The sequence below is a fragment of the Pseudomonas furukawaii genome, assembly GCF_002355475.1.
Classification (GTDB): domain Bacteria; phylum Pseudomonadota; class Gammaproteobacteria; order Pseudomonadales; family Pseudomonadaceae; genus Metapseudomonas; species Metapseudomonas furukawaii.
On sequence record NZ_AP014862.1, the window covers coordinates 2876040 to 2888910 of the forward strand.

A 12871-nucleotide genomic window follows, 5' to 3' on the forward strand; every position below is an offset into this window, starting at 1 on the left:
GTCAGCGGTCCACGTCAGCCATAACGAAGTCGATACTGCCCAGGTAGGCGATCAGGTCGGCCACCATGCTGCCGCGGATCACCGAGGGGATCTGCTGCAGGTGGGCGAAGCTGGGCGTCCGGATCCGGGTGCGGTAGCTCATGGTGCTGCCGTCGCTGGTGAGGTAGTAGCTGTTGATGCCCTTGGTCGCCTCGATCATCTGGAAGGCTTCGTTGGCCGGCATGACAGGGCCCCAGGAAACCTGCAGGAAGTGGGTAATCAGGGTTTCGATGTGCTGCAGCGTGCGCTCTTTCGGTGGCGGCGTGGTCAGCGGGTGGTCGGCCTTGTACGGGCCTTCCGGCATGTTCTTCAGGCACTGGTCGATGATGCGGATGCTCTGGCGCATTTCTTCCACGCGGACCATGCAGCGGTCGTAGGCGTCGCCGTTGTGGGCCAGCGGAACTTCGAACTCGAAGTTCTCGTAACCGGAGTAGGGACGGGCCTTGCGCAGGTCGAAGTCGCAGCCGGTGGAACGCAGGCCGGCGCCGGTCACGCCCCACTCGAGGGCTTCCTTGGTGTTGTACTGGGCGACGCCGATGGTTCGGCCCCGCAGGATGCTGTTCTTCAGGGCGGCCTTCTCGTATTCGTCGAGGCGCTTGGGCAGCCACTCGACGAACTCCTTGACCAGGCCATCCCAGCCGCGCGGCAGGTCATGGGCGACGCCACCGATGCGGTACCAGGCCGGGTGCAGGCGGAAGCCGGTGATGGCCTCGATGACCTTGTAGGCGCGCTGGCGGTCCGTGAAGGTGAAGAACACCGGGGTCATGGCGCCCACGTCCTGGATGTAGGTGCCCAGGAACAGCAGGTGGCTGGTGATGCGGAAGAACTCGGCCAGCATCACGCGGATGGTGTCGACCTTCTGCGGCACCTTGATGCCGGCGAGCTTCTCCACCGCGAGGACGTAGGGCAGGTTGTTCATCACGCCGCCGAGGTAGTCGATGCGGTCGGTGTAGGGGATGAAGCTGTGCCAGGATTGGCGTTCGGCCATTTTCTCGGCACCACGGTGGTGGTAGCCGATCTCCGGTACGCAGTCGACGATCTCTTCGCCATCCAGTTGCAGGATGATGCGGAAGGCGCCGTGGGCGGACGGGTGGTTCGGACCGAGGTTGAGGAACATGTAGTCCTCGTTCTCGCCGTGGCGTTTCATGCCCCAGTCTTCCGGGCGGAAGCGCGCGGCTTCTTCTTCAAGCTGGTGCTTGGCCAGGGTGAGGCTGTAGGGGTCGAATTCGGTGGCGCGCGCCGGATAGTCCTTGCGCAGCGGGTGACCTTCCCAGGTGTTGGGCATCATGATCCGCGACAGGTGCGGATGGCCGTTGAAGGTGATGCCGTAGAGGTCCCAGACCTCGCGCTCGTACCAGTTGGCGTTGGGCCAGATCCCGGTCGCGGTGGGCAGGTTGAGGTCGCTCTCGGACAAGGCGACCTTGATCATCACGTCACTATTACGTTCCAGCGACATGAGGTGGTAGAACACCGTGAATTCGGCGTTCGGCAGGCCACGGCGCTGGGTCCGCAGGCGTTCGTCGACACCATGCAGGTCATAGAGCATGGCGTAGGGGCGCGGGACGTTGCGGAGGAACTTCAGGACGTCGATCAGCTTGTCACGGCCGACCCAGATCACCGGCATGCCGGTGCGGGTCGACTGGAGGGTGAAGCTTTCGGCGCCGAAGCGGGAATTCAGTTCTACGACGACGTCTTGGTCGTCTGCCTTGTACGGCGGGATGGACAGAACGGTGTCTGCAGTCATGGTCTCGGTCGCTATTCGTCAACGTAAAGAATGAGCCTGGGGTCTTCCGGGGAAGGACAGGATCAGACTTCGTCGGGGCTGCGCAGGTTGGTGACCTGAATACGCTGTTCGCGGCGCTCTTCCCGCTGCGAGGGCATGTCGGCACGGTAGATGCCTTGGTCCCCCACGACCCAGGATAGCGGGCGACGCTCCTTGCCGATGGATTCCTGCAGCAGCATCAGGCCTTGCAGGAACGCCTCGGGTCGGGGCGGGCAGCCGGGAATGTAGACGTCTACAGGCAGGAACTTGTCCACGCCCTGGACGACCGAGTAAATGTCGTACATGCCACCGGAGTTCGCGCACGAACCCATGGAAATCACCCACTTGGGTTCGAGCATCTGCTCGTAGAGGCGCTGGATGACCGGGGCCATCTTCACGAAGCAGGTGCCGGCGATGACCATGAAGTCCGCCTGGCGCGGTGACGCGCGGATCACCTCCGCACCGAATCGCGCGATATCGTGCGGCGCGGTGAAGGCGGTGGTCATTTCCACGTAGCAGCAGGACAGGCCGAAGTTATACGGCCAAAGGGAATTCTTGCGTCCCCAGTTCACCGCATTGCTCAGCACGTCCTCGAGCTTGCCGAGGAAGATGTTCTTGTGGACCTGATCTTCTAGCAGCGGGTCGGAAACGGTCTCCCGCTCGCCGATCGGATACTGCTCGTAAGTCGCATCCGGATCGATCCGAGTAAGTTTGTATTGCATCGCCAAAGCCTCATTGTTTTAGCTTCGCCTGCCGCTTGCGACGACCTTCGGGAGCCCAGTCAAGGGCCCCGATGCGCCATAGGTAGACAAGACCTGCCAACAGAATTGCTATGAAAATGGTTGCTTCGATGAATCCGGCCCAGCCGCTTTCGCGGACGGATACGGACCAGGCAAAGAGAAAGAGGGCTTCGACGTCGAAGATCACGAAGAGCATCGCGACCAGATAGAACTTGGCGGAGAGACGGAGGCGGGCACTGCCGGTGGGGAGCATGCCGGATTCGAAGGGGTCGTTCTTGCTGCGGCCAATGGACTTGCTGCCCAGCAGGCTCGAGACACCGATCATGAAGGCGCAGAGGCCGACGACACCCAGAAGAAAAACAGCGAAACCCCAGTTGTGGGAGATGAGGGCAGTAGCTTCCGACATGCCGGAACTCCTTAGTCAAGGAACGGCGTTCACTTGCGTTGAAAAGGTTTAGTGCCGGGTATCGATGATGCCCCGGCAATCGATTCCGACAATTTTATGCCTGAGCGGGTGTGCAAGTAAATTTTTCAGGCCAAAAATTTGCCCGAGCAGCCGGGTTTTGAGCCGGCGAATAGGCTGTAGATCAGAAGCGGCGGGGCTTTGGTGATTTTCTTAGGCCTTGGTCGGATTGCGTCCTTATGACGCAGGGCGGGGTGTTGCAGTGCGTGGAATGCGAAGCATTAGCGTTTGATTGGTGATTAATCGGTCACTACAGAGAAAAATATCCCGGCAACTTGGAAAGTCTGTAGCTAACTATCTTTTGGTCGTTGGAAAGTTGCTGTTCGAGGCCTTTCATAATTGCGACAAATCCCTTTGTTTTTGTTCATTGTCCTTCAGCTAGTTGGGAAAAATGACCACCCCTTTTCGGGGTGGTCTGGCTTTAAATTCAGAGCAGGCGACGGCCGTCCTCTCGGGTGATGATCACGGTCGAGGAACGGGGCCTCTTGCCCGGGCCGTCGGGCCAGGTGCTGGTCAGGTTGGTCGGGGTGGAGCCTTCGCCCGGATGCTGGATGTTGATGAACAGGGTACGGAAATCGGGCGTCGCCGCGATGCCGGTGACCTCGGCGCCCAGTGGGCCTACCAGGAAGCGCTTGAGCTCGCCGCTTCGCGGGTCGGCCACCAGCATCTGGTTGTTGCCGAAGGGACCGGCGCTGAGCTGACTGCCGCTCATGTCGGTCTGGATCCACAGGCGGCCTTCCTCATCGAACCAGAGCCCGTCCGGGCTGGCCAGGATGTTCTGGGCGCCCAGGGGGCGCCCCTTGGGATCGCGACTGTCGCCCTCGGGGCCTGCCAACAGGAAAATGTTCCAGTCGAAGCGGCGCCCTGCGTGGTCGCGGCTGTTCTCGCGCCAGCGAATGATGTGGCCGTAGGCGTTCGCGGTACGGGGGTTGGCGGCGTCGGCGCTGGTGCGCGCGGTGTTGTTGGTGAGGGTGAAGTAGACCTCGCCATTGTCCGGATTCACGGCGCCCCACTCCGGGCGGTCCATGCGGGTCGCGCCGACGATATCTGCGGCCAGTCGGGTGTTGATCAGTACCTCTCCCTGGTCGGCGAAGGTGACGCCGGCGGCGAGGCAGGCCTTGAGGAAGTGTCGATCGTTGATGTCCAGGGCCAGCCAGTCACCGCTGCCGTCGGCGTTGAAGCGGGCGACATAGAGGGTGCCTTCGTCCAGCAGGCGGCCATTGGCTTGGCCGGGGCGGTATTTGTCGCGGCTGACGTACTTGTAGATGTATTCGTTCTGCGAGTCGTCGCCGGAGTAGCAGACCACCGGCCGGCCGGGTTTCACGGGGGCGAAGATCAGGCCTTCGTGGGCGAAGCGACCCAGGGCGGTGCGCTTGATCGGCACGGAATCGGGATCGAAGGGGTCGATCTCGACGATCCAGCCGAAGTGGTTCGGCTCGTTGCGGTAGTCGCCTCGGGCGTCGGCGGCTTTTCGGGTCGCGTCGAATCGTTCGAATTCGTCGCCGGGCAGCGTGTCCCAGCCGAAGCGGCTGGTGCTGCGCAGGCCGTAGCGCTGGAGCTCCCGGGGCAGGCCGGTGTCGCGGGTGGCGAAGTAGCCGGCCCAGTTTTCCTCGCACGTCAGGTAGGTGCCCCAGGGCGTGAAGCCATTGGCGCAGTTGTTCTGGGTGCCTCGGGTCGCGGTTCCATTGGGGCTGTAGCGGGTCTGCAGCAGTGCATGGCCTCGGGCGGGGCCTTCGATCCGCATTGGCGTGGCGGCGGTGATGCGCCGGTTGCGACGGCTGGGGACGACCTCCCATTCGCCGCGCACATTGCGGCGGATCTCCACCACGGACACGCCATGGGCGTTTATTTCCTTTCGCACTTCCTCGGCGCTGGCACGCTTGCCGTCCACCAGGGTCGGGCCGTTGGGGTGCAGCAGCGGCGCGTCGATGTACTCATGGTTCAGTACCAGCAGTCCGTGATCGGAGCGTTTGCCGGCGCCATGTCGAGCGTCGATGGGGAAGAAATGCATCCCGTCATGGTGCATGCCGACCTGCTCGGCCTGGTCCTGGGCGCTGTTGCTGGCGTCGTCGAGAAACGCCGGGTAGCGACCGGTGATCGGGGTGCCCCAGGGGATGAACGGCGTCGCCTGGTAGCCGGCGGGTACTGTGATGGTGTCGGCACGGGTGGTGGCGACGGCGTCGAAGGGCAGGCGTGAACGAGGCTTGAAGGAAAAACCCTTGGCCTGGGCGTCGGCGGCCATGGCTTCGCCGGGCAGCGTGGCTCCCAGGAAGGCCAGGGCGCTGGCGGCGGCGCCGCCGACCAGCACCTGGCGGCGGTTGAGGCCGCCAATCAGGTCGTTGATGTGGGGATTGTCGCTGGTGTTGCTGGGGCGTTCATCGCCGTTGCCGAAGAGCACGGCGTTGTCGTTGTGATCGTTCAAGGCGGGTCTCCCTAAGGGCGAATCGACGGAGACCTGACGCTAAAGCCTGAATGCGACGGGACGGTGACAGTGTCGTGGAGATGCTGTTGCGCGGGACAGGGCGCGCATTTCACGGGTGGGTCGCGAGCTGCTCCGGTTGCTGGATGGCGAAGATCAGGGCGCCTCCCGCGAGCTGTGGTATCACCTGGTCGCGATCTCTGCGCGACAGCACCAGGCAGCCGTGGCTGCGGCCGGGCACGCCATGGCGAAGGATGAAGTCATCCTCCATGTAGGAGTTGGCGTGGATGACGATGGCGCGCGCTTCGGCATTGCTGTTGCCCGGGCTCAGGCCCATGAGGCGCATGGAGCGACCGTGGCCGGGCTCCTCGCTGTCGAACACCTCGGCGGTGCGGAACAGGCCGAGGGATGAGGCTCGGCTGCCGGGGGCGTTGGAGAATCGTTCGGCGATGCCGTCGTGGTCGATGTCCGAACCCTTGCCGTGGGCGACGCGGTAGCTGCCCAACAGGGCGTGGCTGCGGCGGTCGAAGAGGTAGAGGCGGGGCAGGGTGGAGGGCCGGCCATAGTCCACGACGGCAAAGCGGGGGTGCTGGCTGTCCGGCAACCTGGCGAGTATGTCGCCCAGTTGTGGCGGCTGGACCAGCAGTTCGAGGTCGCTCGCGCGCAGGGTGGGGGCGATCAGCAAAAGGATCAGCAGCAAGGCTCTCGGCATGGCCGGACTCCGGGGTTTCCCGCTGATTCTAGGAAGGCAGGACGGACTGGCAAGTCGCAGGGGACGATCGGAAAAGAAAAACCCCGGTGCGGACACCGGGGTTCTTCAGACTCGCCATGATCCGGCCGATGCGTGGTCGGCCGGAGCGGTTCCTGTCAGTGGAACTGGTTCATGGTGTTGTCTTTACCGCTTGCCTTCAGAGCCGCTTCGCCAGCGAAGTACTCCTTGTGGTTGTCGCCGATGTCGGAGCCAGCCATGTTCTGGTGCTTGACGCAGGCGATGCCCTGGCGCAGTTCCTGACGCTGAACGCCCTTCACGTAGGCCAGCATGCCCTGGTCGGCGAAGTAGCCCTTGGCCAGGTTGTCGGTGGACAGGGCCGCGGTGTGGTAGGTCGGCAGGGTGATCAGGTGGTGGAAGATGCCGGCGTGGGCGGAACCGTCACGCTGGAAGGTGCGGATCTTCTCGTCTGCAACCTGGGCCAGTTCGGTTTCGTCGTAATCGACGCTCATCAGCTTGGCGCGGTCGTAGGCGGAAACGTCCTTGCCTTCGGCAACCCAGGCGTCGAACACCTGCTGGCGGAAGTTCAGGGTCCAGTTGAAGGACGGGCTGTTGTTGTACACCAGCTTGGCGTTCGGAATGACCTGGCGGATGCGGTCAACCATGCCCTTGATCTGGCCAACGTGCGGCTTCTCGGTTTCGATCCACAGCAGGTCGGCGCCGTTCTGCAGGCTGGTGATGCAGTCCAGGACGCAGCGGTCTTCGCCGGTGCCCTTGCGGAACTGGAACAGGTTGGACGGCAGGCGCTTCGGACGCAGCAGCTTGCCGCCGCGGTTGATCACCACGTCGCCGTTCTGCAGGTCGGCCGCGCTGATTTCGTCGCAGTCCAGGAAGGAGTTGTACTGGTCGCCCAGGTCGCCCGGTTGCTTGGTCACGGCGATCTGCTTGGTCAGGCCGGCGCCCAGGGAGTCGGTACGCGCGACGATCACGCCGTCATCAACACCCAGTTCGAGGAAGGCGTAGCGAACGGCGTTGATCTTGGCGAGGAAGTCTTCGTGGGGAACGGTCACCTTGCCGTCCTGGTGGCCGCACTGCTTCTCGTCGGACACCTGGTTCTCGATCTGGATGCAGCAGGCACCGGCTTCGATCATTTTCTTGGCCAGCAGGTAGGTGGCTTCCGGGTTGCCGAAACCAGCGTCGATGTCGGCGATGATCGGTACCACGTGGGTTTCGTAGCCGTCGATCTGGGCCTGGATCTCGTCCTGCTTGGTCTTGTCGCCGGCAGCGCGGGCGGCGTCCAGGGCGGTGAAGAGCAGGTCCAGTTCGCGGGCGTCAGCCTGGCGCAGGAAGGTGTAGAGCTCTTCGATCAGGCTGGAAACGGCTGTCTTCTCGTGCATCGACTGGTCGGGCAGCGGGCCGAAGTCGGAGCGCAGGGCAGCGACCATCCAGCCGGACAGGTAGAGGTAGCGCTTGTTGGTGGTCTTCAGGTGCTTCTTGATGGAAATCAGCTTCTGCTGACCGATGAAGCCGTGCCAGCAGCCCAGGGACTGGGTGTAGAGGGAGGCGTCGGCGTCGTACTCGGCCATGTCCTTGCGCATGATGGCCGCGGTGTACTTGGCGATATCCAGGCCGGTCTTGAAGCGGTTCTGGGCGCGCATACGAGCGACGGATTCCGGGTTGATAGCGCTCCAGCTGGTGCCGTACTTCTCTTTCAGAGCGGCAACTGCCTTGATGTCGTTTTGATATGCGGACATGGTCAATCCTTCAAAGTATGTATTGGTTGAGCACCGACTTTCCCACTCAACAACCTGCGTTCTGAAGGTTATTGCGGGTTGCTCACCGCAGCGCGTCGAAAGATGGACCGGAAGAAGTTGGAGTCAGGGAGGAGGGGTGACGATTTGCACGTCCCACAGGATCGTCGGATGGTTTTGCGCTCTCGGATCGCTTGCTGGTTCGTGGTAACCGATGGGCGACTCGTCGGGCACTGCCTCCGATCTTGCGGTTATTGCGGCGCTTCCCCGTCCCTCAGGACAACTTCGTTCCAGTCGCAACCTCGTCGCACTGCCTTGTGGGCTGTTACAACACGGACCGGCTCGGCTGGTTGGGAGCGCAGTCCGGAGGCCCTTTTCAGAGCCCCTGGCTAGCGGGAGCGAGGCCATCATGCTCTTTCAAACAAGTGTTCGTCAATCGTTTTGTAGTGTTTTTTTAGGACTACTACATACGACTTTCGGCTGAGACCGGGTGGTCGAAAAATGTGCGTTCAGTCGACCGCGTCGACCTTCAGGCGGAGGGTCATGTCGTCCCGGCCCTGGGTGGTGCGGCGACGAAGGAAGCCGCTCTGGTCGGACTGGTTGTCTTCGTTGATGGCGCCGATGGTGATCCATTCGCCCAGGTGCCCGCTGACACGGGTGTCGGTGCTCTGGACGTCGATGACGCCGGGCTGGGTCTGGTTCAGGCGATCGCGGTTGGTGCTGATGCTGACGTGCACGAGCTCGCCGCTGAGGGTGGCGGTGACATAGAAGCCGCGGGTGACATTGCGGTACTCGGTGTTGCTGTAGACCTGCCCGTAGGGACCGGTGCTGGTGGTGGTGATGGGGACGCTCTGGCCAATCTGGATCAGGGCGGGGTAGCCCTCGGTGGTCTGCACCTGCTGGACGCCGGCCCCTCGGCTGTCGGTGCTGCGGCGGATGATGCGCACCTGGTCGCGGCCATGGACTTCACCGCGTCCGGCCTGGACATCGACGCTTCCAACGCTGGCACTGCCGTCGACGCGGTAGCCGTGGTCTTCCTGAAAGTTGCTGTCGTGGGTGTCGACGCTGATCAGCAGCCGCCGGGGACGGGTATCCAGTTGGTTCAGCAGGTTGCGCAGCTCGGCGATCTTCGCCGGCTCCGCATTGACGATCAGTTGGTTGCCATAGGCGTTGACCCGCCCCTCGTTGCCGATCACCGACTGGGCCATGGGCAGCAGTTCCTCGGCCGTGCGGTACTGCAGCTGGATCAGTTCGGTGGCGGCCCGCAGCGGCAGGCAGGTCAGCAGCAGGAGGGCGGCGAAGAGCGCACGCACGGTCATAGCAGGAAGCTCCGCAGGTCGGGGTCGGTGATGCTCAGGTCCCAGGCCTGGTCGAAGCGGGTCTGCTGCAGCCGGGTCCTTCCGGGGTCGTTGTACAGCGTGTATCCGGCGAACTGTCCGGTTTCAGGGCGAACCAGCAAGCCGCGATCGTCGGCGATCAGGTAGGCCAGGTCTTCCGAGGGATGGTCGGGGTTGATCCGGCGAATCTGGAAGTTGCTGGAGAGACGCCGACTCAGGGCGAGCAGACGGTGGCCATCCTTCACGGCGCGGCTGAGGTCGCGCACGAGAATGCGCATCTGGCACTTCGGGTCGCTGATGAGCAGGCGGGTGCAGGCTTCCTGGATAGCGCTGTTGTGGTAGAGCCAGGGTTCCAGGTCGGGGCTGTAGATGCAGAGCAGGCGTCGCGCCTGCTGCATCAGTGCGAGGGCATGGGCGCGGGCGCCGTCCGGCGCGCTGAACCGTTCCATGCGCTCATGCTCGCCGAGCCTGAAGGGTGCGGGCTCCCAGCCCGGTGACTGGGCCTGGGCGGGAGCCGGGTTGTGAACGCTGAAACGCCCCGGCGACTGGAATTCGATGTCCGGCAGTTCGGCGTCGTTCTCAGCGGGTTCCGGGGTGTTCTCGTTCATTTCTGCCTCTATTGGCTTTCGCGCACCATGTCCACGTGGGGAATGCCCGCTTCGAGGAACTCGTCGCTGACAACCTTGAAGCCGTGACGCTCGTAGAACGCCGTGGCGTGAACCTGGGCGGAGAGCATCTGGCGCCGCAGGCCCTGGCGTTCGGCCTCGGTGATGGCCGCCTGCAGCAGGCGATCGCCGACCTTCAGTCCGCGCCAGTCCTTGAGGACCGAGACGCGTCCGATATGGCCATCGGGAAGCAGTCGGGCCGTGCCGATAGCATAGTCCCGCTCGAAGGCGAGGAAATGCACGGCGTCCGCATCCTCGGTATCCCACTCCAGTTCCGGGGCCACGTTCTGCTCGGCGATGAAGACGGCTTCACGGATGCGGCGCAGGTCGGCATTGTCCTTCTGCCAGTCGGCAACTCGGACATGTATCTCACTCATCGGCAAACTCCAGACTTCCTTGCTTGACCAGTTCGTGGAGAAGCTTACGCGCCTCCTCGTCGGCCAGCCATTGGCCGAGGTTTTCCAGATGTAGCGCGTCGGCGGCGCAGATGAGCTTCAGCAGATCGCGCAGGTGTGCGGGCAGCAGCCTGCTCTGGCCGCTGGCGAAGAGCATCAGGCCGATGTCCACCTCGGACCAGGCCATGCGGGCGCTGAGGTTGCGCACCAGGATGGCGCCGTCTTCGAGGGCCGCGAGGAACTCGTCCTCCTCGACCTCGGCACCGGCCACCAGTTCGGGATAGCGCGGCTCGGTCATGAACTGGCCGAACCAGGTGAGCAGCAGGCGCTCGTCGCTCATGTGCTCGGCCAGCAGGGCCTTGAGGCGATCCAGGGCGTCCTGCTGGATCTGGTGTGGGTCGCTGACGGGCGCGGTGCCGGCATCGCTGTAGCGCTCCTCGTCCGGGAGGAACTGGGCGAGGAAGTCGGTGAAGTGGGTGAGCACCTCGGCTGCGCTCGGAGCGCGGAAGCCCACGGAGTAGGTCATGCACTCGTCTTCGGCGATGCCGAAGTGGGCCAGGCGCGGCGGCAGGTAGAGCATGTCGCCCGGCTCCAGGACCCACTCGTCGACCTGCTCGAAGTCCGCCAGGATGCGCAGGTCGGCGTGGGGCAGGAGCCCGCTCTCGGCGTCGCACATCTGGCCGATCTTCCAGCGACGGCGGCCGTGGCCCTGCAGGAGGAACACGTCGTAGTTGTCGAAGTGCGGTCCCACGCCGCCGCCGGGTGCGGCGTAGCTGATCATGACGTCATCGATGCGCCAGCTGGGCAGGAAGCGGAACTGCTCGAGCAGTTCGGCCACGTCGGGTACGAACTGGTCGACGGCCTGGACCAGCAGGGTCCAGTCGCGCTCGGGGAGGTTCTGGTAGGTGTCGTCGGCGAAGGGGCCGCGGCGCAGCTCCCAGGGGCGCTCGCCGTGTTCCAGCACAATACGTGACTCGACGTCCTCCTCCAGGGACAGGCCGGCCAGCTCGTCCGGGGAGATCGGGCTCTCGAATCCGGGCATGGCCTGGCGGATCAACAGGGGCTTGCGTTGCCAGTAGTCGCGGAGGAATTCGCGTGCGGTGAGGCCGCCCAGCAGTTGAAGAGGAGTATCAGGATTCATGTCTAAGCCTTTGAAATAAAAACGCCCGGCACAGCCGGGCGTGTGCAGAATGCAAACCGATCAGATGCGCTTGGCCTGGGCCACGGCATTGCCGATGTAGGTGGCGGGAGTCAGCTTGCGCAGTTCGGCCTTGGCCTCGGCCGGGATATCCAGGCCGTCGATGAAAGCTTGCAGCGCTTCAGGGCTGATGCCCTTGCCGCGGGTCAGTTCCTTGAGCTTTTCGTAGGGGTTTTCGATGGCGTAGCGGCGCATCACGGTCTGGATAGGCTCGGCCAGGACTTCCCAGCAGGCGTCCAGGTCTTCGGCGATGCGCTGGGCGTTCAGCTCCAGCTTGCCGATGCCCTTGAGGCTGGCCTCGTAGGCGATGACGCTGTGGGCGAAGCCCACGCCCAGGTTGCGCAGGACGGTGGAGTCGGTCAGGTCGCGCTGCCAGCGGGAGATCGGCAGCTTGCTGGCCAGGTGCTGCATCAGCGCGTTGGCGATCCCCAGGTTGCCTTCGGAGTTCTCGAAGTCGATGGGGTTGACCTTGTGCGGCATGGTGGACGAGCCGATCTCGCCGGCGACGGTCTTCTGCTTGAAGTAGCCGAGGGAGATGTAGCCCCAGACGTCGCGGTCGAAGTCGATGAGGATGGTGTTGAAGCGCGCGACGGCGTCGAACAGCTCCGCGATGTAGTCGTGGGGCTCGATCTGGGTCGTGTAGGGGTTCCAGGCCAGGCCCAGATCGCCTTCGATGAATTCGCGGGCGTTGGCTTCCCAGTCCACGTCCGGGTAGGCGGACAGGTGGGCGTTGTAGTTGCCCACGGCGCCGTTGATCTTGCCCAGCAGCGGCACGGCGGCCACCTGGGCGATCTGGCGCTCCAGGCGGTAGACGACGTTGGCCATTTCCTTGCCCAGGGTGGTGGGCGAAGCCGGCTGGCCGTGGGTGCGGGACAGCATGGGGACGTCGGCGAAGCGCACGGCCAGATCGCGAATGGCGTCGGCCAGTTGGCGCATCAGGGGCAGGATGACCTGGTCGCGGCCTTCACGCAGCATGAGGGCGTGGGACAGGTTGTTGATGTCCTCGCTGGTGCAGGCGAAATGTATGAATTCGCTGACCTTGGCCAGCTCGGGCAGTTGGGCGGCCTGTTCCTTGAGCAGGTATTCCACGGCCTTCACGTCGTGGTTGGTGGTGCGTTCGATTTCCTTGATGCGCTCGGCGTGCTCCAGCTGGAAGTCTTCGGCCAGCTTGTCGAGCAGGGCATTGGCTTCGGCGGAGAAGGGCGCGACTTCCGGAATGCCGGCGTGGGCGGCGAGGCGCTGCAGCCAGCGGACTTCTACCTGGACGCGGAAACGGATCAGGCCGTATTCGCTGAAGATCGGGCGCAGGGCGCTGGTTTTGCCGGCGTAGCGGCCATCGACGGGGGAAACCGCGGTGAGCGAGGAGAGCTGCATGAGGGCGTTCTCGGACAGT

11 protein-coding genes are annotated in these 12871 nt (G+C 63.7%); all 11 read right to left on the minus strand.

What is annotated here, in order from left to right:
• Position 1: 1 nt before the first annotated feature.
• On the minus strand, positions 2–1783 hold the full coding sequence (gene nuoC, locus KF707C_RS13380) for an NADH-quinone oxidoreductase subunit C/D (protein WP_004421895.1): 1782 nt from the start codon (positions 1781–1783) through the stop codon (positions 2–4).
• 62 nt (positions 1784–1845) lie between these two features.
• On the minus strand, positions 1846–2523 hold the full coding sequence (locus KF707C_RS13385) for a NuoB/complex I 20 kDa subunit family protein (protein ID WP_004421892.1): 678 nt from the start codon (positions 2521–2523) through the stop codon (positions 1846–1848).
• A 10-nt stretch (positions 2524–2533) separates the two neighbouring features.
• Entirely contained in the window at positions 2534–2947 is a 414-nt protein-coding gene (locus KF707C_RS13390; protein WP_004421890.1) for an NADH-quinone oxidoreductase subunit A, read from the minus strand.
• A gap of 484 nt (positions 2948–3431) precedes the next feature.
• Positions 3432–5426 carry a PhoX family protein gene (locus tag KF707C_RS13395; protein WP_004421889.1) on the minus strand — a complete coding sequence of 665 codons (1995 nt, stop codon included), beginning with the start codon at positions 5424–5426 and terminating at the stop codon, positions 3432–3434.
• A 109-nt stretch (positions 5427–5535) separates the two neighbouring features.
• The gene (locus KF707C_RS13400) at positions 5536–6135 is read right to left on the minus strand and encodes a murein L,D-transpeptidase catalytic domain family protein (RefSeq protein WP_004421887.1); all 600 of its coding nucleotides are present in this window, start codon (positions 6133–6135) and stop codon (positions 5536–5538) included.
• A 155-nt stretch (positions 6136–6290) separates the two neighbouring features.
• The gene (locus KF707C_RS13405) at positions 6291–7886 is read right to left on the minus strand and encodes an isocitrate lyase (protein ID WP_004421886.1); all 1596 of its coding nucleotides are present in this window, start codon (positions 7884–7886) and stop codon (positions 6291–6293) included.
• A 506-nt stretch (positions 7887–8392) separates the two neighbouring features.
• On the minus strand, positions 8393–9202 hold the full coding sequence (locus KF707C_RS13410) for a secretin N-terminal domain-containing protein (RefSeq protein WP_004421884.1): 810 nt from the start codon (positions 9200–9202) through the stop codon (positions 8393–8395).
• Positions 9199–9828 (minus strand): DUF7931 domain-containing protein, encoded by a 630-nt coding sequence (locus KF707C_RS13415; RefSeq protein ID WP_004421882.1) that lies wholly within the window; start codon positions 9826–9828, stop codon positions 9199–9201. The genes KF707C_RS13410 and KF707C_RS13415 overlap by 4 nt, the downstream gene beginning before the upstream one ends.
• An 8-nt stretch (positions 9829–9836) precedes the next feature.
• Entirely contained in the window at positions 9837–10262 is a 426-nt protein-coding gene (locus KF707C_RS13420) for a GNAT family N-acetyltransferase (protein ID WP_004421881.1), read from the minus strand.
• Positions 10255–11421, minus strand: a complete 1167-nt coding sequence (locus KF707C_RS13425) for a ribosomal protein uL16 3-hydroxylase (protein WP_004421879.1) — start codon at positions 11419–11421, stop codon at positions 10255–10257. The genes KF707C_RS13420 and KF707C_RS13425 overlap by 8 nt, the downstream gene beginning before the upstream one ends.
• 60 nt (positions 11422–11481) lie before the next feature.
• A complete protein-coding gene (purB, locus tag KF707C_RS13430; RefSeq protein ID WP_004421877.1) occupies positions 11482–12852 on the minus strand; it encodes an adenylosuccinate lyase in 1371 nt (456 codons plus the stop codon).
• Positions 12853–12871 lie beyond the last annotated feature (19 nt).